Source organism: Streptomyces sp. NPDC037401 (assembly GCF_055602345.1).
Genome location: NZ_JBVJWO010000061.1, coordinates 1 through 21,392, shown reverse-complemented (window position 1 = coordinate 21,392; position 21,392 = coordinate 1). Strand labels below are relative to the sequence as shown.

18 protein-coding genes, 1 pseudogene and 2 riboswitches are annotated in these 21,392 nt (G+C 71.2%); of the genes and pseudogenes, 14 read left to right on the top strand and 5 right to left on the bottom strand.

Translation table 11 applies throughout. The annotated features are described in order from the left end of the window. The first annotated feature begins 154 nt into the window (after positions 1-154). The 10 genes from ACZ7H1_RS36410 (at position 155) to ACZ7H1_RS36365 (ending at position 10,126) form a co-directional block, all read left to right on the top strand. Positions 155-763: a CDP-alcohol phosphatidyltransferase family protein gene (locus ACZ7H1_RS36410; protein WP_470792670.1), complete on the top strand. Its 609-nt coding sequence runs from the start codon at positions 155-157 to the stop codon at positions 761-763. A gap of 94 nt (positions 764-857) precedes the next feature. Continuing rightward, positions 858-3,353, top strand: coding sequence for a sugar phosphate nucleotidyltransferase (locus ACZ7H1_RS36405; protein ID WP_470792669.1), 2,496 nt, complete (start codon positions 858-860; stop codon positions 3,351-3,353). Positions 3,354-3,446: 93 nt separating this feature from the next. Continuing rightward, positions 3,447-4,340, top strand: coding sequence for a DUF881 domain-containing protein (locus tag ACZ7H1_RS36400; protein ID WP_470792668.1), 894 nt, complete (start codon positions 3,447-3,449; stop codon positions 4,338-4,340). Further along, positions 4,337-4,669, top strand: coding sequence for a small basic family protein (locus ACZ7H1_RS36395; RefSeq protein WP_003970459.1), 333 nt, complete (start codon positions 4,337-4,339; stop codon positions 4,667-4,669). The genes ACZ7H1_RS36400 and ACZ7H1_RS36395 overlap by 4 nt, the downstream gene beginning before the upstream one ends. A 5-nt stretch (positions 4,670-4,674) precedes the next feature. Beyond that, entirely contained in the window at positions 4,675-5,508 is an 834-nt protein-coding gene (locus ACZ7H1_RS36390; RefSeq protein ID WP_470792667.1) for a DUF881 domain-containing protein, read from the top strand. 82 nt (positions 5,509-5,590) lie between these two features. Next, entirely contained in the window at positions 5,591-6,529 is a 939-nt protein-coding gene (locus ACZ7H1_RS36385) for an FHA domain-containing protein (RefSeq protein WP_470792672.1), read from the top strand. Positions 6,530-6,546: 17 nt separating this feature from the next. Further along, positions 6,547-7,293 (top strand): transcriptional regulator FtsR, encoded by a 747-nt coding sequence (gene ftsR / locus ACZ7H1_RS36380; RefSeq protein ID WP_470792666.1) that lies wholly within the window; start codon positions 6,547-6,549, stop codon positions 7,291-7,293. 53 nt (positions 7,294-7,346) lie between these two features. Continuing rightward, a complete protein-coding gene (locus tag ACZ7H1_RS36375; protein ID WP_328971406.1) occupies positions 7,347-7,820 on the top strand; it encodes a bifunctional nuclease family protein in 474 nt (157 codons plus the stop codon). Positions 7,821-7,990: 170 nt separating this feature from the next. Further along, a complete protein-coding gene (locus ACZ7H1_RS36370) occupies positions 7,991-8,626 on the top strand; it encodes a MerR family transcriptional regulator (protein WP_470792663.1) in 636 nt (211 codons plus the stop codon). A 42-nt stretch (positions 8,627-8,668) separates the two neighbouring features. Then, positions 8,669-10,126, top strand: coding sequence for a DNA polymerase IV (locus tag ACZ7H1_RS36365; RefSeq protein WP_470792662.1), 1,458 nt, complete (start codon positions 8,669-8,671; stop codon positions 10,124-10,126). Here ACZ7H1_RS36365 and ACZ7H1_RS36360 read toward each other — a convergent pair. Beyond that, positions 10,030-10,419 (bottom strand): PRC-barrel domain-containing protein, encoded by a 390-nt coding sequence (locus ACZ7H1_RS36360; RefSeq protein WP_470792661.1) that lies wholly within the window; start codon positions 10,417-10,419, stop codon positions 10,030-10,032. The two genes, ACZ7H1_RS36365 and ACZ7H1_RS36360, sit on opposite strands and share 97 nt — an antisense overlap. A 114-nt stretch (positions 10,420-10,533) precedes the next feature. After that, positions 10,534-10,644: riboswitch (glycine riboswitch) on the top strand. Further along, positions 10,645-10,779: riboswitch (glycine riboswitch) on the top strand. A 59-nt stretch (positions 10,780-10,838) separates the two neighbouring features. On the opposite strand from ACZ7H1_RS36360, the gene gcvP reads away from it, so the two are divergent. After that, on the top strand, positions 10,839-13,724 hold the full coding sequence (gene gcvP / locus ACZ7H1_RS36355; protein ID WP_470792659.1) for an aminomethyl-transferring glycine dehydrogenase: 2,886 nt from the start codon (positions 10,839-10,841) through the stop codon (positions 13,722-13,724). A 124-nt stretch (positions 13,725-13,848) separates the two neighbouring features. Here gcvP and ACZ7H1_RS36350 read toward each other — a convergent pair whose 3' ends face one another. Beyond that, entirely contained in the window at positions 13,849-14,055 is a 207-nt protein-coding gene (locus ACZ7H1_RS36350) for a DUF5999 family protein (RefSeq protein WP_470792657.1), read from the bottom strand. A gap of 251 nt (positions 14,056-14,306) precedes the next feature. Further along, positions 14,307-14,903, bottom strand: coding sequence for a hypothetical protein (locus ACZ7H1_RS36345; protein ID WP_470792655.1), 597 nt, complete (start codon positions 14,901-14,903; stop codon positions 14,307-14,309). A gap of 495 nt (positions 14,904-15,398) precedes the next feature. Here ACZ7H1_RS36345 and ACZ7H1_RS36340 point away from each other — a divergent pair, with 495 nt between their 5' ends. Further along, a complete protein-coding gene (locus ACZ7H1_RS36340; protein ID WP_470792654.1) occupies positions 15,399-16,946 on the top strand; it encodes a glutamate-cysteine ligase family protein in 1,548 nt (515 codons plus the stop codon). Here ACZ7H1_RS36340 and ACZ7H1_RS36335 read toward each other — a convergent pair. Beyond that, positions 16,924-18,698: pseudogene (locus tag ACZ7H1_RS36335) on the bottom strand (substrate-binding domain-containing protein). The gene ACZ7H1_RS36340 and the pseudogene ACZ7H1_RS36335 sit on opposite strands and share 23 nt — an antisense overlap. Before the next feature lie 157 nt (positions 18,699-18,855). Between ACZ7H1_RS36335 and ACZ7H1_RS36330 the strand changes: the two are divergent. Beyond that, positions 18,856-19,659: a CPBP family intramembrane glutamic endopeptidase gene (locus ACZ7H1_RS36330; protein WP_470792652.1), complete on the top strand. Its 804-nt coding sequence runs from the start codon at positions 18,856-18,858 to the stop codon at positions 19,657-19,659. A gap of 22 nt (positions 19,660-19,681) precedes the next feature. On the opposite strand, the gene ACZ7H1_RS36325 is transcribed toward ACZ7H1_RS36330, so the two are convergent. Next, entirely contained in the window at positions 19,682-20,506 is an 825-nt protein-coding gene (locus ACZ7H1_RS36325) for a PhzF family phenazine biosynthesis protein (protein ID WP_470792650.1), read from the bottom strand. A gap of 150 nt (positions 20,507-20,656) precedes the next feature. Here ACZ7H1_RS36325 and ACZ7H1_RS36320 point away from each other — a divergent pair, with 150 nt between their 5' ends. Next, positions 20,657-21,259, top strand: coding sequence for a PadR family transcriptional regulator (locus ACZ7H1_RS36320; RefSeq protein ID WP_470792649.1), 603 nt, complete (start codon positions 20,657-20,659; stop codon positions 21,257-21,259). The last annotated feature ends 133 nt before the right edge of the window (positions 21,260-21,392 follow it).

Here is a 21,392-nt window from a genome sequence, read left to right as displayed (position 1 = left end):
AGGGGGGACCCTGTGGGAGAGTAGGACGCCGCCGAACAATCATTGTGGGAAAGCCCCGCACCTTATGGTGCGGGGCTTTTCTGCGTTCAGGGCCCGGAACTTGTCCTGTAGGGTCAGAGGGTCGTTCGCACGTTTCAACAGTGGAGGCCCCCGGGTGGAGGTCCAGGAGACTCGGGTTCAGACGGACCGAATCCTCACCATCCCGAACATTCTGAGCATGGCTCGCCTCGTCGGCGTACCCGTGTTCCTCTGGCTCATCCTGTGGCCGGTGTTCGGTGGGCCCAACTGCGACGGCTGGGCGCTGCTCGTACTCATGCTCAGCGGTATCAGCGACTACCTCGACGGAAAGCTGGCGAGGCGCTGGAACCAGATCAGCAGCCTCGGCCGGCTCCTCGACCCGGCCGCCGACCGGCTGTACATCCTGTCGACCCTCGTCGGTCTGACCTGGCGCGAGATCCTGCCGTGGTGGCTCACCGGCGCCCTCCTCGCCCGTGAGCTGATGCTCCTGGTGATGGTCTGGATCCTCCGCAGACACGGCTATCCGCCGCCGCAGGTCAACTTCCTCGGCAAGGCCGCGACCTTCAACCTGATGTATGCGTTCCCCTTGCTCCTCCTGAGTGATCAGGACGGCTGGCTGGGTTGGATTGCGTCTGTTTTCGGATGGGCGTTCGCAGGATGGGGTACAACCCTGTATTGGTGGGCAGGGATCCTTTACGTGGTTCAGGTCCGCCGGCTCGTGAAGGCGGACACCGCGGCCGATTGAGCTCGCCGCACTGTCGCGGAAGAGCGGCGGGGCTGTCTGCCCGGGCGGGTGCAGTCGGCTGGACCGTCGTCTCTTCAAGGAGGACCCTTCCGACATGAAGGCCGTCGTGATGGCCGGGGGAGAAGGCACTCGCCTTCGCCCCATGACCTCGAGCATGCCCAAGCCGCTCCTTCCGGTGGCAAACCGACCGATCATGGAGCACGTGCTCAGGCTGCTCAAGCGCCATGGGCTCAGTGAGACCGTCGTTACCGTCCAGTTCCTCGCCTCACTCGTCAGGAACTATTTCGGTGACGGTGAAGAGCTGGGAATGGAGCTCACCTATGCCAACGAGGAGAAGCCACTCGGCACCGCCGGCAGTGTGAAGAACGCCGAGGAGGCCCTCAAGGACGACACCTTCCTGGTCATCTCCGGCGATGCGCTGACCGACTTCGACCTGACGGACCTCATCAACTTCCACAAGGAGAAGGGCGCACTCGTCACGGTCTGCCTGACGCGGGTGCCCAATCCGCTGGAATTCGGCATCACGATCGTGGACGAGGAAGGAAAGGTCGAGCGCTTCCTGGAGAAGCCGACCTGGGGCCAGGTCTTCTCGGACACCGTCAACACCGGCATCTACGTCATGGAGCCCGAGGTCTTCGACTACGTCGACCCCGACGTGTCCGTCGACTGGTCCGGCGACGTGTTCCCGCAGCTGATGAAGGAAGGCCGGCCCATCTTCGGGTACGTCGCCGAAGGCTACTGGGAAGACGTCGGCACCCACGAGAGCTACGTCAAGGCACAGGCCGACGTGCTCGAGGGCAAGGTCCAGGTAGAGATGGACGGCTTCGAGATCTCGCCGGGCGTATGGGTCGCGGAAGGCGCCGAGGTCCACCCCGACGCCGTGCTGCGCGGGCCCCTCTACATCGGGGACTACGCGAAGGTCGAAGCCGGCGCCGAGATCCGCGAGCACACGATCATCGGCTCCAACGTCGTCGTCAAGAGCGGTGCCTTCCTGCACAGAGCCGTCGTCCACGACAACGTGTACATCGGGCCGCACAGCAACCTCCGCGGCTGCGTCATCGGCAGGAACACCGACATCATGCGGGCCGCACGGATCGAGGACGGCGCCGTCATCGGCGACGAGTGCCTGGTCGGTGAGGAATCGATTGTCCAGGGCAACGTCCGCGTGTACCCGTTCAAGACGATCGAAGCCGGTGCCTTCGTCAACACGTCGGTCATCTGGGAGTCCCGCGGCCAGGCGCACCTCTTCGGTGCGCGCGGCGTCTCCGGGATCATCAACGTCGAGATCACGCCCGAGCTGTGCGTGCGGCTGGCGGGCGCCTACGCCACCACGCTGAAGAAGGGCGCGACGGTCACGACGGCCCGCGACCACTCCCGCGGTGCCCGCGCGCTCAAGCGGGCCGTCATCTCCGCGCTGCAGGCCAGTGCCATCGACGTGCGCGACCTGGAGAACGTGCCGCTGCCCGTGGCGCGGCAGCAGACGGCCCGGGGCAGCGCCGGCGGGATCATGATCCGGACCTCGCCCGGAGTGCCGGACTCCGTCGACATCATGTTCCTCGACGCCGACGGCGCCGACCTGTCGCAGGCCGGGCAGCGCAAGCTGGATCGCGTGTACGCGCGGCAGGAGTACCGGCGGGCCTTCCCCGGCGAGATCGGCGATCTGCAGTTCCCGTCCAGCGTCTTCGACTCGTACACGGGCTCGCTGCTGCGGCGCGTGAACACGACCGGGATCGCGGACGCCGGGCTCAAGGTGGTCGTCGACGCCTCCAACGGCAGCGCAGGGCTCATCCTGCCCAGCCTGCTCGGGCGGCTCGGCGTCGACGCCCTCACGATCAACCCCGGACTGAACGAGTCGCGGCCCACGGAGACGGCCGAGTCCCGGAGGGCCGGGCTCGTCCGGCTCGGCGAGATCGTGGCCTCCGCGCGGGCCGCCTTCGGAGTGCGCTTCGACCCGGTCGGCGAGCGGATCTCGCTCGTCGACGAACGCGGGCGGATCATCGAGGACGACCGCGCGCTCCTGGTCATGCTCGACCTCGTCGCGGCCGAGCGGCGCAGCGGCAAGGTGGCCCTGCCCGTGACCACCACCCGGATCGCCGAGCAGGTGGCGGCGTACCACGGCACGCAGGTGGAGTGGACGACGACCTCGCCCGACGACCTGACCCGGGTGGGCCGCGCCGAGACGACGATCTTCGGTGGCGACGGGCGGGGCGGTCTGATCATCCCCGAGTTCAGCAGCGTCTTCGACGGCGCCGCGGCGTTCGTCCGGCTGATCGGGCTGGTCGCGCGGACCCAGCTCACGCTGAGCCAGATCGATGCGCGGATACCGCGTGCGCACGTGCTCAAGCGCGATCTGGCGACGCCGTGGGCCGTCAAGGGCCTGGTGATGCGGCGGGTGGTGGAGGCGGCCGGAGACCGGCACGTGGACACCACCGACGGAGTGCGGGTGGTCGAGGCCGACGGCCGGTGGGCCCTGGTGCTGCCGGACCCGGCGGAGGCCGTCACCCATCTGTGGGCCGAAGGCCCCGACGACGCATCCGCGCAGGCACTGATCGAGGAGTGGTCGACGGTCGTCGAGGGCGCGGGCCACTGACCGTTCGCTGATCGCCGACCGAGCGCCCCGGGCACCCCGAACGTCGAGGGGTGTCCAGGGCGCATTCGGTGTCTCCCCATCCGACATGCGACGATGTGCCGCATGTCGCAGCCGCCCCCCAACCGGAGCTCGGCCACCCCGCCGGCGCGCCCGGACGCCTCCATGTCGCTGCTGACGCACGTGATGGACCACAGCCTCGACGAGGGTTATGCCGAGGCCTCGGCCCGCCGCGCGGCAGAGGGCACGACCGGGCTGCCCCGGACCCTCAAGGCGAAACTTGCACTCGCCGCAGGGCTGGTACTCGCCGCGATGGTGGTCACGCTGGGCGCCGCGGAGGCACGGATAGCGGCCCCGGTGATCGCCAAGGAGCGGCAGGAACTGATCGACCGCGTGGAGCGGGCCGGTGCGACCGCCGACGGGCTGGAGCGGGAGATCGAGCAGCTGCGCACCGACGTGGCCGACCGGCAGCGCGAGGCCCTCAAGCAGCACGGCGGCGACCAGGGCGAGCTGGTGGCCCTGCTGTCCGGCGCCACCGAGGTGCAGGGCCCGGGGATCAAGCTGGTGGTCGACGACGCGAAGGACGCGGAAGCGGGCGGTGGCGGGCCGCGCGAGAACTCGGGCTTCGCCGACACGGGCCGGGTGCGCGACCGGGACATGCAGCGGATCGTCAACGGCCTGTGGCAGTCGGGGGCGGAAGCCGTCTCCATCAACGGGCAGCGGCTGACGTCGCTGTCGGCGATCAGGGCGGCGGGTGACGCCATACTGGTCGACAACAAGCCGCTGGTACCGCCGTACGAAGTGCTGGCGCTGGGGGACAAGAACCGGCTCGGCACGGAGTTCCAGGACAGCGCCGACGGGCAGTACCTGCACGTGCTGAAGGAGAACTACGGCGTCCGCTACAGCGTCTCCCCGGAGGACGGGCTGCGGCTGCCCGCCGCGTCGAGCCTGATCGTACGTACAGCAGAACCGAAGAAGGGTGCATCGTGATCGCGGTACTGGGCCTCGTGGTCGGAGTGGTGGTCGGACTGCTGGTCCGGCCCGAGGTGCCGGCGGTGGTCGAGCCCTATCTGCCGATCGCCGTCGTGGCCGCTCTCGACGCGGTGTTCGGTGGTCTGCGCGCCATGCTCGACGGGATCTTCGTCGACAAGGTCTTCGTGGTGTCGTTCCTGTCGAACGTCGTCGTGGCGGCGCTCATCGTCTTCCTCGGCGACAAGCTCGGCGTCGGTGCCCAGCTGTCCACCGGTGTGGTCGTCGTCCTCGGCATCCGCATCTTCTCCAACGCCGCGGCCATCCGCCGGCACGTGTTCCGGGCGTGAGGCCGATGAACGAGAACAACCAGCCCGACCCCGGCCGGGCCGAAGGGCCCGACGCGCGGCAGGAGCCGCCGCAGCCCGCATCGCAGCCCGCACCGGAGCCTGCGCCTGCGGAGCCCGTGGTGACCGGCCGGCAGCGGCTCGCCGCCGGCCTGTGGCCGCCGCGGGTGACCCGGGCCCAACTGATCGTCGCCCTCCTGCTGTTCGTGCTGGGCCTGGGCCTGGCCATCCAGGTGCGTTCCACCAACGACAGCAGCGCGCTGCGCGGGGCCCGCCAGGAGGACCTGGTGCGGATCCTCGACGAGCTCGACGGCCGCACCAAGCGGCTGGAGGACGAGAAGCAGCGGCTGGAGGAGCAGCGCAAGGAGCTGGAGACCAGCTCGGACCAGGCCGAGGAGGCCCGGAAACAGACCGTCGAGAAGGAGCGTCAACTCGGCATCCTGGCCGGTACGGTGGCGGCGGAGGGGCCCGGGATCACGCTGACGGTGTCCGACCCCAAGCACCTGGTCCAGTCGGACATGCTGCTCGACGCGATCCAGGAGCTGCGGGCCGCGGGGGCCGAGGCCATCCAGGTCAACGGCGTGCGGGTGGTCGCGAGTACGTACTTCTCCGACGAGGACGGGGGAGTGGGTGTGGATGGTAAGAAGATCACACAGCCGTACGAGTTCAAGGTCATCGGCAGGCCGCAGGACCTGGAGCCCGCTCTGAACATCCCCGGCGGGGTGATCCAGACGCTGGAGAAGGAGCAGGCCACTGCGAGCGTCGTACGCTCGACGAAGATCGTCGTCGATGCCTTGCGGGCGGCGAAGCAGCCTGACTACGCTCGGTCGTCATCGTCATGACGCAGAGCGGTGACGGGAGGCCCTCACGTGCGCGATTGCTTGCGGGGGGTCGGCGCGCCGAACGAGCGGTGCGTGGTGGAAACTGTCTGGTGGTTACGGACGTTGTGAGAATGTCCGGGTCGGCAGGTGTGTGCATTCAGGGTTCGTCCTGCCCCACGGGCGGGTCTGTTTCGGTCAAGGGGAATCGCCCGTGAAGTTGTTTGAGAAGTTGTTCGGCAAGAAGTCACGCGAGGACAGCGCGAAGCACCGTGCGTCGCGGCACGGAGACGCGGAGGCACAGGGCGACCGCCCGCTGTTCCGCGACGAGGTCGCGGGGGCTGGTGACAATTCGGGCGGGTACGGCGCGTCGGCTGTTGACCCTGCCGCGTCCGGACGCATAGGTTTCGGGGAACCATCAACCTCAAGTGCGGGTGGAGAGTTTCCCGCCGACCCGTACGCCACCAATGCCTCCGCGGGGCAGCCGCGGCGCGAGGAGCCGTCCATGTCGGCCGTCCAGGTGTGCAGCAGGTGCGGGCACCGCAATGGTGCGGACAGCCGCTTCTGCTCCCACTGCGGGGCGCCGCTGCGGCCGGGCCTGACGCCGGAGCGTGCTTCGGAGACCACGTCGACCATCTCGATCTCCGGGCTGGAGGCCTACGAGGCCGAGGTGACCGGTCAGCACGCCGCGCCTTCGCTCTCTCCCGAGGCCCAGGCCGCGGTGGACGCCCTGCCGCCGGGTTCGGCTCTGCTGATCGTCCGGCGCGGGCCGAACTCGGGCAGCCGCTTCCTGCTCGACGGCGAGCTGACGACGGCGGGCCGGCACCCGCAGAGCGACATCTTCCTGGACGACGTGACGGTCTCCCGGCGGCATGTCGAATTCCGCAGGGGCCAGGACGGCCGTTTCACCGTCGCCGACGTCGGCAGCTTGAACGGCACGTACGTCAACCGCGAGCCGATCGACTCGGTTCTCGTCAACAACGGTGACGAAGTGCAGATCGGCAAGTACCGACTGGTCTTCTACGCGAGCCAGCGAGGCATCTGACCCGGCAGGGAAGGTCCATGCTGCTTACCCCGACGGGCGGTGCCGGAAACGGCACCGCCGGCTCGGCCGGGCGGCTGATGAGCATCGGCACGGTGCTCAACCAGCTGCGCGACGAGTTCCCCGAAGTCACCATCTCCAAAATCAGGTTCCTGGAGGCCGAGGGGCTCGTCGAGCCCCGGCGAACGCCTTCCGGGTACCGCAAGTTCAGCCCGCAGGACGTCGAGCGGCTGGCCCGGATCCTGCGGCTCCAGCGCGACCACTACCTGCCCCTGAAGGTGATCCGCGAGCAGCTCGACGCGCTCGAGCGGGGCGAGCAGGTGCGCATCCCCTCCCCGTCGCCGCAGGGCGACCCGGCGCTGTCCGCTGCCGGGCACGCGGAGCCCGAACGGCCCACGGTGGCCCGGGTCGGGCGCGCCGAGCTGCTCGCCGCCGCGGAGGTGGACGAGGTGCAGCTGGTCGAGTGGGAGTCGTACGGGCTGCTCGCCGAGGCGCCGGGCGGCGGTTTCGACGCCGAGGCGGTGACGGTCGCCAAGCTGGTGGCCGACCTCGGGCGGTTCGGTCTGGAGCCCCGTCACCTGCGGGCCATGAAGGCCGCCGCGGACCGTGAGGCCGGTCTGGTCGAGCAGGTCGTAGCACCGCTGCGGCGCCACCGCAATCCGCAGACCCGGGCCCATGCCGAGGCCACCATGCGGGAGCTCGCGGGACTGTCCGTACGCCTGCACGAAGCGCTGGTGCAGACCGCTCTCGGGGTCCGTCTGCACTGACCCGGGACGAGCCCGACTACCCAAACCTGCCGGGCAGGTCCTAGGGTTGCTGTGTGAACGAGCTCGACGTTGTGGGTGTCCGGGTCGAAATGCCCTCGAACCAACCGATCGTGCTCCTGCGTGAAGTGGGAGGCGATCGGTACCTCCCGATCTGGATCGGTCCTGGGGAGGCGACTGCGATCGCCTTCGCCCAGCAGGGCATGGCCCCTGCCAGGCCCCTGACCCATGACCTCTTCAAGGACGTGCTGGAGGCCGTGGGCGAGGAGCTCACCGAGGTGCGCATCACGGACCTGCGGGAGGGTGTCTTCTATGCGGAGCTCGTCTTCGCCAGCGGCGTGGAGGTCAGTGCGCGTCCGTCCGACGCCATAGCGCTGGCGCTGCGCACGGGAACGCCGATCTACGGCAGTGACGGGGTGCTCGACGACGCCGGCATCGCCATCCCCGACGAGCAGGAGGACGAGGTGGAGAAGTTCCGCGAGTTCCTCGACCAGATCTCGCCCGAGGACTTCGGCACCGGCAATCAATGAGCCCGTCCTCAAGGGCGTTCTGAGGTCATTCGAGTAGCCTTTCCCCGCAGAGGGGCACGGGAAACCACTCTCAGGGTGATTATCACTCGGCGTGCCGAGTGTGGCGATCGTTGACGCACCCCTGGTGACTGCCTACCGTCGAGATGGCAGGTCAAGGACGGAGGGTCGGCGTGAGAACCAGCGGCGACGGAACGACCGGGGGCATCCCCGCGCGCAGTCCGGCGGAGAGCGGTCCGTATCCGCTGCACGGCAGTACGGTCGGTCCCGTGCGCCGTCAGCCGGAGCCGGCGGTGGTGAACGGCGACCCCGCATCGGAGGAGATCGGCTACCGGGGGCCCACGGCGTGCGCCGCCGCGGGGATCACGTACCGGCAGCTCGACTACTGGGCCCGGACCGGGCTGGTGGAGCCGAGCGTGCGCCCGGCGTACGGCTCGGGCACCCAGCGTCTGTACAGCTTCCACGACGTCGTTGTGCTGAAGATCGTCAAGCGGTTCCTGGACACCGGCGTCGCGCTCCAGAACATCCGCACGGCGGTCCGCCACCTTCGCGACCGCGGCTTCGCGGACCTGGAGCGCATGACGCTGATGAGCGACGGCGCGACCGTGTACGAGTGCACCTCGCCCGACGAGGTCGTCGACTTGCTTCAGGGCGGCCAGGGCGTCTTCGGCATCGCGGTCGGCGTGGTGCGGCGCGACGTCGAGAGCGCTCTCTCGCAGCTCCACGGCGAGCGGGTCGACACCGGCGAGACGCTGATCCGGCCCAACCCCACCGACGAGCTCGCCAGGCGCCGCAACCGGGCCGGCTGACCCCCCGGGGCGTTGTCAGTGGCGTAGGGCAGCATCAGAAGTGTGAGATCCGCGCCGACGATCCTGCATCTGGACATGGATGCCTTCTTCGCCGCCGCCGAGCAGGCGGCGAAGCCGAGCCTGCACGGAAAGCCCGTGATCGTCGGCGGGCTCGGGCCCCGCGGAGTGGTCGCGACCGCCTCGTACGAGGCGCGGCGGTTCGGGGTGCACTCCGCGATGCCGATGGCGCAGGCGCGGAGGCTGTGCCCGAACGGCGCGTACCTCGTCCCCCGCTTCTCGCTCTACCGGTCGGTCAGCGACCAGGTCATGGCGCTGCTGCGGGAGCTGTCCCCGCTCGTGGAGCCGCTGAGCCTGGACGAGGCCTTCGTGGACCTGGAGGCCGGCGGCACAGCCCACGACGCGCAGAGCGCGCGGGCGGCCGGGATGCGGCTGCGGGCGGACATCCGGGCGGCGACCGCGCTGAGCGGCTCGGTGGGGCTCGCGGGCTCGAAGATGCTCGCCAAGATCGCCTCCGAGGAGGCCAAGCCCGACGGGCTGGTGCTGATCGAGCCGGGCAGCGAGCGGGAGCTGCTCGCCCCCATGCCGGTGCGGACGCTGCCGGGGGTGGGGCCGGCCACCGGGGACCACCTGCGGCGCGCGGGCATCACGACGGTGGGGGAGCTGGCCGAGGCCGGCGAGGACGAGCTCGTTCGGATGCTGGGCCGCTCGCACGGGGCGGCGCTGTACCGGATGGCCCTCGGGCTGGACGACCGTGCCGTGGTCGCCGAGCGGGACGCGAAGTCGGTGTCGGTCGAGGACACCTTCGACGTGGACCTGCACGACCGGGTGCGGATCCGGACCGAGGTCCAGCGGCTGGCGGACCGGTGCGTGGGGCGGCTGCGGGGCTCGGGGCACTCCGGGCGCACGATCGTGCTCAAGGTGCGGCGGTACGACTTCTCGACGCTGACCCGCTCCGAGACCCTGCGCGGGCCGACCGACGATCCGGCGGTGGTACGGGAGGCGGCCGCGCGGCTGCTGGACGCGGTCGACACCACGGGCGGGGTGAGGCTGCTGGGCGTGGGGGTGTCGGGGCTGGCGGACTACACGCAGGAGGATCTGTTCGCGCAGGCTGCCGGGGACATCGCGGCCCGTGCGGCGGAAGGGGCTCCAGAGGGCGCTGGGGCGGGGCGTACGGAGGATGCGGCGGAGGCCGCGGCACAGGAGCCCGCCCCCGTGGTGGAGCGCCGCTGGGCGGCCGGGAGTGACGTCCGTCACGCGCAGTACGGACCCGGATGGGTCCAGGGCAGCGGCGTGGGGCGGGTGACCGTGCGCTTCGAGGAGCCGGGCTCGGCTCCGGGCCGGGTCCGTACCTTCAAAGTCGACGATTCCGACTTGGAGCCTTCGGACCCGCTGCCGCTGGTGGCTCAGTCCTCGTCGGTGCTCAGCCGGCCGAAATCGCGGTCCGGCGGCGGGGGAGCGGCGGCCGCGATGTCGCCGGGCAGCGCGACGTCGAGCCCGTAGTGGTGGTAGAGCTGGAGCTCCTGCTCGGGGGAGAGGTGGCGCCCCACTCCGAAGTCGGGCGCATCCTTGATGAGAGAGCGTTCGTAGGGCACCCGCAGGGTTTCTCCCACCATCTCGCTGGGTTCCAGCGGGACGAAGGCGTCCCTGCTGAAGAGCCCGGTGCGGACGGCCGCCCACTCCGGTTCCCCGGTCGCGTCGTCGAGGTACACCTCGTCGACCGTGCCGATCTTGTTGCCGTTGCGGTCGAACGCCTTGCGGCCGATCAGGCTGCGCGGATCGATATCGGTCTGCACGGTCCCTCCATTTGGTCGCAACTCCTCCGTTATGACTACGAAAGTGCATTTTTCAAGTGGGGGCCACTTGAGCGAGGCCCCACGAACCTCGCTGGTAGTCTGGTTTACGGCTGCTGACCCTGTGCGGGAGAGCCCGTCCGAGTGAGTTCGTCATGAGCCTCTCGGTGGCGCCGAAGGAGCAACTCCTCCCCGGAATCTCTCAGGCACACGTACCGCACGGACGAGGCCACTCTGGAAAGCAGGTCGGGCGTCGGAGCGGTGTTCCGGAACCCTGCCTCACCGACGGTGAAAGCCGGGACTCACGGGCGACCCCCACGAGACCCGGTGAAGCTCTCAGGTTGAGATGACAGAGGGGGAGGCCGTCCGGGTGCCCGCGTCGTGGCACCCCTCGTAGGTCGCGAGACCAGGAGGCCTCCGCCATGACCGCCCACCGTATTCCGCTCTCCCAGCTCGAGAGCGGCATCCCCTTCGAGCAGCGCCACATCGGCCCCGACGCCGAGGCGCAGGCCAAGATGCTCGCGCAGGTCGGCTACGGCTCGCTCGACGAGCTCACCGCTGCCGCGGTGCCGGACGTGATCAAGACCGCGGAGGCCCTGAACCTCCCCGGCGCCCGTACCGAGGCCGAGGTCCTCGCCGAGCTGCGCACCCTCGCCGCCGGCAACAAGGTCCTGTCTTCCATGATCGGCCTGGGCTACTACGGCACGTTCACTCCGCCGGTGATCCTGCGCAACGTCATGGAGAACCCGGCCTGGTACACCGCGTACACGCCGTACCAGCCGGAGATCTCGCAGGGCCGCCTCGAGGCGCTCCTCAACTTCCAGACCGTGGTCGCCGACCTGACGGGCCTGCCCACCTCGGGCGCCTCCCTCCTCGACGAGGGCACCGCGGCCGCCGAGGCCATGACGCTGGCCCGCCGCGTGGGCAAGGCCAAGGGGAACGTCTTCCTCGTCGACGCCGACGCCCTGCCGCAGACCGTCGCCGTGATCGAGACCCGCGCCGAGCCCATCGGCATCGAGGTCGTCGTCGCCGACCTGTCCGCGGGCATCCCGGCCGAGGTCGCCGAGCGCGGCGTCTACGGCGTGCTCATCCAGTACCCGGGCGCCTCCGGTGCGGTCCGCGACATCAAGCCGCTGATCGACGAGGCCCACGGCCTCGGCGCGATCGTCACCGTCGCCGCCGACCTGCTCGCGCTGACGCTGCTCACCTCGCCCGGCGAGCTGGGCGCGGACATCGCCGTCGGCACCACCCAGCGCTTCGGCGTCCCGATGGGCTTCGGCGGTCCGCACGCCGGCTACATGGCCGTGCAGGACAAGCACGCGCGCTCCCTGCCCGGCCGCCTCGTCGGCGTCTCCGTCGACGCCGACGGCAACCGTGCCTACCGCCTGGCGCTGCAGACCCGCGAGCAGCACATCCGCCGCGAGAAGGCGACCAGCAACATCTGTACCGCGCAGGTGCTGCTCGCCGTCATGGCCGGCATGTACGCCGTCTACCACGGCCCCGAGGGGCTGCGGACGATCGCCCGCCGCACCCACCGCTACGCCGTCCTCCTCGCCGAGGGCCTGAAGGCCGGCGGCGTCGAGATCGTGCACGACGCCTTCTTCGACACCCTCACCGCGCGCGTCCCGGGCCGGGCCGCCGAGGTGGTCGCCGCCGCCCGCGAGCGCGGGGTCAACCTCTTCCAGGTCGACGCCGACCACGTCTCGGCCGCCTGCGACGAGACCACCCTGCGCGCCGACGTCGAGGCCGTCTGGGCCGCCTTCGGCGTGAGCGCCGACATCGAGGCGCTGGACGCCGCCGCCGCGGACTCGCTGCCCGAGGCGCTGCTGCGCTCGGACGAGGTCCTCACCCACCCGGTCTTCCACCAGCACCGCTCCGAGACCGCGATGCTGCGCTACCTGCGCAAGCTCTCGGACAAGGACTACGCGCTGGACCGCGGCATGATCCCGCTGGGCTCCTGCACCATGAAGCTCAACGCGACCACCGAGATGGAAGCGGTCACCTGGCCCGAGTTCGGCCAGCTGCACCCGTTCGCCCCGGTGGAGCAGGCGCAGGGCTACGCCACGCTCATCAACGAGCTGGAGGAACGTCTCTGCGAGGTCACCGGCTACGACAAGGTCTCCATTCAGCCGAACGCCGGTTCGCAGGGTGAGCTGGCCGGTCTGCTCGCCGTACGCGCCTACCACCGCGCCAACGGCGACGAGCAGCGCACCATCTGCCTCATCCCGTCCTCGGCGCACGGCACCAACGCCGCCAGCGCCGTCATGGCCGGCATGAAGGTCGTCGTCGTCAAGACCGCCGACGACGGCGAGGTGGACGCGGACGACCTGCGCGCCAAGATCGAGCAGTACCGCGACGAGCTCGCCGTGCTGATGATCACCTACCCGTCGACGCACGGTGTGTTCGAGGAGCACGTCGCCGACATCTGCGCCCAGGTGCACGACGCCGGCGGCCAGGTCTACGTCGACGGCGCCAACCTGAACGCCCTGGTCGGCCTGGCCAAGCCCGGTCACTTCGGCGGCGACGTCTCGCACCTGAACCTGCACAAGACGTTCTGCATCCCGCACGGCGGCGGTGGTCCGGGCGTCGGCCCGGTCGGCGTTCGCGCGCACCTCGCGCCGTACCTGCCGAACCACCCGCTGCAGCCGACCGCGGGCCCGGAGACCGGTGTCGGCCCGATCTCGGCGGCCCCCTGGGGCTCGGCCGGCATCCTGCCGATCTCCTGGTCGTACGTGCGCCTGATGGGCGGCGAGGGCCTCAAGCGCGCCACGCAGGTGGCCGTGCTCGGCGCCAACTACATCGCCAAGCGCCTGGAGCCGCACTTCCCGGTGCTGTACACGGGCCCCGGCGGGCTGGTCGCGCACGAGTGCATCATCGACCTGCGCCCGCTGTCGAAGGCGACCGGCGTCAGCGTCGACGACATCGCCAAGCGCCTGATCGACTACGGCTTCCACGCCCCGACCATGTCCTTCCCGGTCGCCGGCACGCTGATGATCGAGCCGACCGAGTCCGAGGACCTCATCGAGCTGGACCGCTTCTGCGACGCGATGATCGCGATCCGCGGCGAGATCGAGCGGGTCGCCTCGGGCGAGTGGCCGGCGGACGACAACCCGCTGCACAACGCCCCGCACACAGCGGCGGCGCTGGGCGGCGAGTGGGACCACCCGTACACCCGTGACGAGGCGGTCTTCCCGGCGGGCGTGACCCCGGCCGAGAAGTACTGGCCGCCGGTGCGCCGCATCGACGGTGCCTTCGGGGACCGGAACCTCGTCTGCTCCTGCCCGCCGCTGGACGAGTACGACAACTGACCCATGCAGTACGGCCGAGGGGCCGGTACGGGGAGTGTTTCCCGTACCGGCCCCTCGGGCTGTTCCGTGCCTCTTGTCGTGCCCTGTCGTCGCGCCTGCCCGCGGGCGCCGGTCGTGCCGTGCCTCAGGCGGCCTTCATGACCTGAGAGGCCGCCAGCGGGCGGTGCGGTGCGATGATCTGGCCGTCCGGCAGCAGCTCGCCGGTGTCCTCGAAGAGCAGGACGCCGTTGCACAGCAGGCTCCAGCCCTGCTCCGGGTGGTTGGCCACCGGCTGCGCGGCCTCTCGGTCGGCGGAGTCGGCTGACGGGCAAGGTGGCTGGTGCTGGCACATGGATGCGTTCTTTCGCTGCGGTGTGGTGAGAGTGCTGCGGCTCGATGCGGCGTTCATGGCCGCCCCCCGTATCGTCAATCGGTCGGTCGGAGACCAGTGTTCCCCTGCGGCGGTCGATCCGCAGGGATTTCCCGGTAGCTGTCCTCACCGATTGATGACGCATCACTCGTGCGGGCGGTTCAGTTCAACTGCCCTGTCTTTTCGGGTGGTTCGGCGGTGGCCCGTCCGGGCTAGTCCGAATGGCGTAGCCGTCAGGCCGGGGTGGCCAGGGCCGGCGGGGTCAGCCGGTGCGTGAGCACGGGCAGCAGTTCGGAGACCGGATGCGGCCGGTACGCCGCGATGCCGGGCGGGGCGGGAGCCAGCGGGACCAGCAGGTCCGCGGCGGCCGGCAGTCCCGCGGCGGCGTCGGCGCCCACCGCGCGGTGGAGCCACAGCGTCAGCATGTAGAGCTCGGGCACGGACAGCAGCCGGGGCTGGAAGTCGGCGCTCAGGGACTCCGCCTGCCGCAGTGCGCGCTCGGTCGCGGCGACGTACGGGCCCTCGAAGAAATGGGAGAACGCCCAGCCGTCCGCAGTGAGCCGGGTGTCCGCCGCCGCCACGAAGCGGTCGCCGCTGCGGATCAGGAACCGCCAGCCGGACAGCCGGGTGCGCGGCGGCCTGGCGCCGGCGGTGCGGGGGACGTTCAGCCGCTCCAGGACGTGGACGGGGAGCGGGAGTTCCGCGCTCAGCGGGCCGTGCAGGGCCCGCAGGGCGGGGGTGTGGGCCTCATGGACGGCCATGGGGGAACCGAGTGCCGCGAGAACGCTGCGCAGGGCGGGCGCGGGGGCCGGAGGGACATGCAGCGGCATGGTGGGTCGCCTCTCACTTGGGAGACCTGTGGAAACGGGGGGAGGTGCGGACGACGCTGTCGCATTCTGGGGCCAGAGGGGGGCGGAGGGGCAATGGCCGCGCGCCAACTCTCTGCCTTGATTGCGGAGTTTATACGACATGTGTTCACGCAGTGTTTCGGCTAGCCGTCCCGGCTATTGCCGACAAGACGCATACCGGACCCGCTGTCGTGGATTCCATGCCGACGGGGCGCGGGATTGCCGCGCTGACCTCGGAGGTTACCGGAAGGCTGCTCGGCTGGAAAGCTCCGGTATTGAGAGCGCGGCACGCCCGGCCGGAATGTTCACTCGGGCCCATGCAATGTGAATATGCCGACGCGCCGCTTCGGCCAAACCGGCGCGCGCTCCCCGGCGCTCCGGTCACCGGCGCGTTATCGATCACTGCGCCGGGGCATCATCGACCGTAACGCTGCCCCCGGGGTTCCGGGGGCAGTCCAGTCGAGGAGGGACGCTTCGATGGGGGAGAAGATCGTGGCAGGCGAATTCGACCTGTCCGATCGGCAACGGTATCGGAGGAAGCTTCACGAGTGCCTGGAGGGGCTGGGGCGGCTTCTGGCGGAGAAGAGGTTCGACCGGCCGAGGAATCTTCTGGGGCTGGAGATCGAGCTGAATCTCGCGGGTTCCGACGGACTGCCGAGAATGATGAATGCGCAAGTTCTGGACCGGATTGCCAGCTCCGATTTCCAAACGGAACTCGGGATGTTCAATCTGGAGGTCAACATTGTTCCGCACCGGCTCGGGGGGCGGGTATTCGACCAGCTCACCGAGGAGCTGCAGACCGGACTCGGCTATGCCCACCGGATGGCCGAGGAGATCGAGGCCGGTGTGGTGATGATCGGGATTCTGCCGACCATCGCCCATGCCGATCTGGTCTCTGCGAACCTCTCCGACGTCGACCGCTACACCCTCCTGAACAACCAGATCGTGCTGGCCCGCGGGGAGGACTTCACCCTCGACATCGATGGCGTGGAGCGGCTGACCTGCACGACCACCTCGATCGTGCCCGAAGCGGCCTGCACCTCGGTGCAGTTGCACCTCCAGGTCACCCCCGGGCGGTTCCCCGCGCTGTGGAACGCCGCGCAGGCGGTGACGGCCGTGCAGATCGCCGTCGGTGCGAACTCGCCGTTCCTCTTCGGCCGGGAGCTGTGGCGGGAGTCCCGGCCGCCGCTGTTCCAGCAGGCCACCGACACCCGTCCGCCCGAGCTCCAGGCCCAGGGGGTGCGGCCGCGCACGTGGTTCGGCGAGCGCTGGGTGGAGTCGGCGTACGAGCTGTTCGAGGAGAACGTCCGCTATTTCCCGGCGCTGCTGCCGATCTGCGACGAGGAGGAGCCCCTGCGGGTGCTCGCCGAGGGCGGGGTTCCCCGGCTCCAGGAGCTGGTCCTGCACAACGGCACGGTGTACCGGTGGAACCGGCCGGTGTACGGAGTCGCGGACGGCGTCCCGCACCTGCGGGTGGAGAACCGGGTGCTGCCGGCCGGGCCCACCGTCGTGGACGTCGTCGCCAACGCCGCTTTCTACTACGGGCTCGTGCGCGCCCTGGCCGAGGAGGCCCGCCCGGTGTGGACCCGGCTGCCGTTCGCGGAGGCCGAGGCGAACTTCGACGCGGCCTGCCGGTACGGCATCGAGTCCCGGCTGCGCTGGCCGCGCCGGGGACGCGGCGGCGGGCTGGTGAGCGTACCGGCGGTCCGGCTGGTCCTCGACGAGCTGCTGCCGATGGCGGCGGCCGGGCTCGACGCGTGGGGCGTCGAGCCGGCCGACCGGGACTTCTACCTCGGCATCATCGAGGAACGCTGCCGGCGCCGGGTCAACGGCGCGACCTGGCAGGTGGACACCTACCACCGGGCCCGGGCCGCCGGACTGGGCCGGGACGCGGCCCTGGCCGCCCTCACCCGCCGGTACGCCGAGCTGATGCACCGCGGCGAGCCGGTGCACACCTGGCCGGTGGGGCTGCCGGACGACGAGCTCGCCGCGCCGGCCGCGGTCAGCCGCGGCCGACGGCCGTGATGGCCTTGAGTATCACCGTGTGGATCCGGGTGGGGTCGCCGACGCGGTAGGCACCCCCGCCGGTGGCCTCGGCGACCGGCCTGAGTTCCTTCAGGTCGGCGTCGGGCCCGATGGCCAGCGCGATCACCGGTACCGGGCGGGAGGGGTCGGCCAGGGCGCGCAGCTGCTCCACGAGCGCGCTGCGGGTCAGGGAACCCGGGTCCTCGTTGACGCCGTCCGTGAGCACCACCAGTGCGTTGAACTTGCCGTGGACGTACGACTCCCGGGCCGCGCGGTACGCGGCGAGCGTCGTGTCGTAGAGGCCCGTGGCGCCGTAGGGGACCGGCTCCAGCGCGGTGAAGGCGGCGACGAGCCGGCTGCGGTGGGTGGAGCCGTCGGAGGCGAGGTCGCCGAGCGGCCGGGCGGGGACCAGCTCCCGGTAGTCCCGGTCCCCGTCGAGCCGGGTGGGGAACTTCCACAGGCCGACCTCGTCGTCCGGTGTGAACGTCGTCAGGCCCTGGAGGAGGGAGTCGCGGGTGAGCTCCATCCGTGAGCGGCCGTCCCCGCCCGGCACAGTGAACGCCATGGATCCGGAGGCGTCCACCACGGTGATCAGCCGGGCGCTCTGGACGGTGATCATCCACATCGCCAGCGCTTCCCCTACGCCCTTGCCCGTGGGCGGCTCGGTCAGCAGGGCGCCGGCCGGCTGCGGCGGTGTGCCGCCCGCGGTCCGGACCACCTCGCGTGCGGCGCCCGCCCGGCGGTCGCGGAAGCCGTGCCGTGCGAGGGCCCGCAGACCGTCCTCGTCGCCCAGCAGCCGGAGGAAGCGCATGGCCGCCCGGCTCCGGTCGAGGTCGAGGCGGCGCTCGTCGACGAGGGTGTACGGGTAGTCGAGCAGCGGGGCCCGTCGGTGGGGTAGAAGACGCCGAGGCGGGCGCCGACCTTGACGGCGGCGGTGTTGTGCCGGAAGGCGGACTGTTCGGACAGGATCAGGGCGTGGTTGCGCACCGGGTCCGTCTGCTCCGCGTCGGAGCCGTTGCGCACCAGGGTCGCGGGCACCCGGGCGTCGGAGTCGGCGACCCGCTGCGCGAGCAGCTCGGCCGCGCCCGCGGCCACCGCGTCGCCGTCCGGTCCCGGTTTCTTCGCGGAGGCCGTGATGCGGCCCAGGGCCAGCAGGGTCGCGGCGCTGTGCGCCGGGTCGGCGGCGCCGATCCGCAGCCGGTCGCCCTGGAGCGCGGCGGCGGCCGGCCCCGCCCAGCCGTACGTCGTGCCGGGCCAGCCGAGCGCGTCCGCCGCCGTGGGTGCCACCGCCAGGACCACGGGTGAGGAGGCGACCCGGCCGGATTCCGTGACCGGTACGGATCCGGGCAGCAGCCGGGTGCGCTCCACCCACGCCTCCGAGTCGGGGATCCACACCTCGAAGCCGGGGTCGCGGCCCGCGGCGCCGAGCGCCGTCGTGACGAGGTGGGACTCCCGGGCGGTCACGGCCACGTCGAGGCGGGCCCCGTCGGAGCGGATCCGCTGCTCGCGGGCGCGGTCGGCGCGCTCGCGCAGGAAGGGGGCGAGATCGGGGCTGGCGACCACGCGCAGCCGCACCGAGCGGTCCGCGCACCCGTCGTCGAAGGCCGGCAGCAGGCCCTGGGCCGCGGCGGTGGCCACTGCTGCCGCGGCGAGCACGAGAGCCGCGCCGAGCGCCGCGGCGCGGCGGCGCGAGCGGCCGCGGGCCGGACCGCCCGCGGCGCCTCGGGTGTCGGGCAGGCTGTGACGTCCCATGCCGGTCGTGCCTCCATGAACCCGGGTGGGGTGACGGGCAGGCAGTATGGGGAGGCGGGCCTCCCCAGGCCGCTCGTGCGCGATCTTCGTACGCGCTTGCGAGACCCTGGCGGGGAGCCGTGACGGATGGAACGGGATTGCTGAACTGGAGTCAGTCGTGCGGGCAGAGCCGGGACCGGTCGTCGGACTTTCGCGTGGGGACGGGGTCGAGCGGGGAATTCTGAGGTCGGAGACGCTGCTCGTGCTGGCGCTCTCGCTCGGGGCCAGCGGGGTGTCGGCCCTGATCAGCTTCATCGGGTCGCTGACCAAGCCGGGCGGGCTCAAGGACCAGGCGGCGACGCTGAACGGCTCGTACGCGCCGGGGCGTCCCTGGCTCGACCTGGCCTGGCAGCTCTTCGGGATCGCGACGGCGCTGGTGCCGGTGCTGCTGGTGGCGCACCTGCTGACCCGTGAAGGGGCCCCGGGGCTGCGGGCGATCGGGTTCGACCGCACGCGGCCGTGGTGGGACGGCGCGCGCGGCCTGCTGGTGGCGGCGGGGATCGGCAGCGCCGGGCTGGCCTTCTACCTGCTGGCGAGGGCGTCCGGGTTCAACCTGACCGTCGTGCCCGAGGCGCTGCCCGAGGTGTGGTGGAAGTACCCCGTGCTGATCCTCTCCGCGGTGCAGAACTCCGTGGTGGAGGAGGTCATCGTGCTCGGCTACCTGCTGCGCCGGCTGGGGCAGCTGGGCTGGACGCCGACGGCCGCGCTGCTGGCCAGTTCGCTGCTGCGCGGCTCGTACCACCTCTACCAGGGGATCGGCGGGTTCATCGGCAACGTGGTCATGGGCGTGGTCTTCGTCCTGGCGTACCGGCGGTGGGGGCGGGTGGGGCCGCTCGTCGTGGCCCACGCGGTCCTCGACATCGTGGCCTTCGTCGGGTACGGGCTGCTGGCGGGCCGGGTGGACTGGCTGCCCACCCCGTGAGTCCCGCCGGCCGGGGGATTTCCTAAGGAGAGGTGAGCAGTTCGCCGTCGAGGACGGTGACCGCCTTTCCGGCCAGGAGCGTACGGTCGCCCGCGAGCGTCACCCGGACCAGTCCGGTGCGCGCCCCGCCCTGGAGGCCGGTGAGTTCGGTCCGGCCCAGGCGCGCGGCCCAGAAGGGGGCGAGCGCGGTGTGCGCGCTGCCCGTGACCGGGTCCTCGTCGATGCCGACGGCGGGGAAGAAGCCGCGGGAGACGAAGTCGTACCCGCGGGAGGGGTCTTCGGCCGGGGCGGTGACGATGACCCCGCGCCGGGCGAAGGCCCGCAGCCCGGCGTGGTCGGGCTCCAGCTCGCGCACGGTCCGCTCGTCCGCCAGCTCGACGACGAGGTCGCCGATGTGCGCGGCGGTGTCGTGCACGGAGCGGATCTCGGGGCCGCCCAGTGCCCGGCGGACGTCGGCCGGAGGTTCGACCGGGGTCAGCGAGGACGTGGGGAAGTCCAGCGTGACCGTGCCGTCGGCGGCGGTGTCGGCGGTCAGGATGCCGCAGCGGGCGGAGAACCGGACCAGGCCCTTCGCGAGGCCGGCCGTCGCCAGGACGTGGGCGGTGGCGAGGGTGGCGTGGCCGCACATGTCGACCTCCGCGGTGGGGGTGAACCAGCGCAGCGCCCACCCGGCGTCCCCGCCGGGCGGCAGCGGCCGGGCGAAGGCCGTCTCGGAGAGGTTCACCTCGGCGGCGACCTGCTGGAGCCAGCCGTCTGCGGGCCAGTCGTCCCCGTCGAGGAGCAGGACTCCGGCGGGGTTGCCGGCGAAGGGCCGGTCGGTGAAGGCGTCGACGATTCGCATGCGCATGTCGCGAACCTAGAACGGATGCCCGCCGGCGCGCCAAGGCCAATCCGGGGTCAATGGCCTTGCCGACGCAACACTCCCGATATATCGTTGAGCCATCGCGACTGATACACGAATGATCGCGAGCGACTCGATGGCGAAAGGGGCGCGGTCATGCGTTCACATGGACACGGACATGAGCACGGACGCGGCCACTGTGGGCCGGGTCATCAGGGTCAGGGAGAGTTCGAAGGGCGCCGGAAGGCCTTCGGGCCGTTCGGGCCGGGCTTCGGCGGCCCGTGGGGCGGCCGGGGCGGGCGCGGCGGTCCGCACCGCCGGGCGCGGCGCGGTGACGTGCGCGCCTCGATCCTGGCGCTGCTGTCCGACCGGCCGATGCACGGCTACGAGATGATCCAGGAGATCGGCGAGCGCAGCGGCGGGGCGTGGAAGCCCAGCCCGGGCTCGGTCTACCCGACCCTCCAGATGCTCGAGGACGAAGGGCTGATCACCAGCGAGAGCGAGGGCGGCAAGAAGCTGTTCACGCTCACCGCCACCGGGCGGGCCGAGGCCGAGACCGGGCCGGACGCCCCCTGGGAGGAGGCCGGCCGCGGGGTCGACTGGGACTCGATGAACGAGATCCGCCAGGCCGGTTTCGGCCTGATGGAGGCGTTCGGGCAGGTCTGGAAGACCGGCACTCCGGAGCAGCGCCAGAAGGCGATCGCGGTGATCAACGAGTCCCGCAAGAAGCTCTACCTGATCCTGGCCGACGAGCACTGAGCCGACGGGCAGTGAGTCGGTGAGTGCCGAGCCCGGCTCGGGGGGGGGGGGGGGGGGGGGGGGGGGGGGGGGGGGGGGGGGGGGGGGGGGGGGGGGGGGGGGGGGGGGGGGGGGGGGGGGGGGGGGGGGGGGG

Bases quoted from the DNA above. Each gene is read 5' to 3' on its own strand.
- gcvP (WP_470792659.1), top strand. From the start codon at position 10,839: ATGACCGCCCACCGTATTCCGCTCTCCCAGCTCGAGAGCGGCATCCCC.
- ACZ7H1_RS36345 (WP_470792655.1), bottom strand. From the start codon at position 14,903: ATGCCGCTGCATGTCCCTCCGGCCCCCGCGCCCGCCCTGCGCAGCGTT.
- ftsR (WP_470792666.1), top strand. From the start codon at position 6,547: ATGCTGCTTACCCCGACGGGCGGTGCCGGAAACGGCACCGCCGGCTCG.
- ACZ7H1_RS36320 (WP_470792649.1), top strand. From the start codon at position 20,657: ATGCGTTCACATGGACACGGACATGAGCACGGACGCGGCCACTGTGGG.
- ACZ7H1_RS36400 (WP_470792668.1), top strand. From the start codon at position 3,447: ATGTGCCGCATGTCGCAGCCGCCCCCCAACCGGAGCTCGGCCACCCCG.
- ACZ7H1_RS36340 (WP_470792654.1), top strand. From the start codon at position 15,399: ATGGGGGAGAAGATCGTGGCAGGCGAATTCGACCTGTCCGATCGGCAA.
- ACZ7H1_RS36325 (WP_470792650.1), bottom strand. From the start codon at position 20,506: ATGCGCATGCGAATCGTCGACGCCTTCACCGACCGGCCCTTCGCCGGC.
- ACZ7H1_RS36390 (WP_470792667.1), top strand. From the start codon at position 4,675: ATGAACGAGAACAACCAGCCCGACCCCGGCCGGGCCGAAGGGCCCGAC.
- ACZ7H1_RS36350 (WP_470792657.1), bottom strand. From the start codon at position 14,055: ATGTGCCAGCACCAGCCACCTTGCCCGTCAGCCGACTCCGCCGACCGA.
- ACZ7H1_RS36405 (WP_470792669.1), top strand. From the start codon at position 858: ATGAAGGCCGTCGTGATGGCCGGGGGAGAAGGCACTCGCCTTCGCCCC.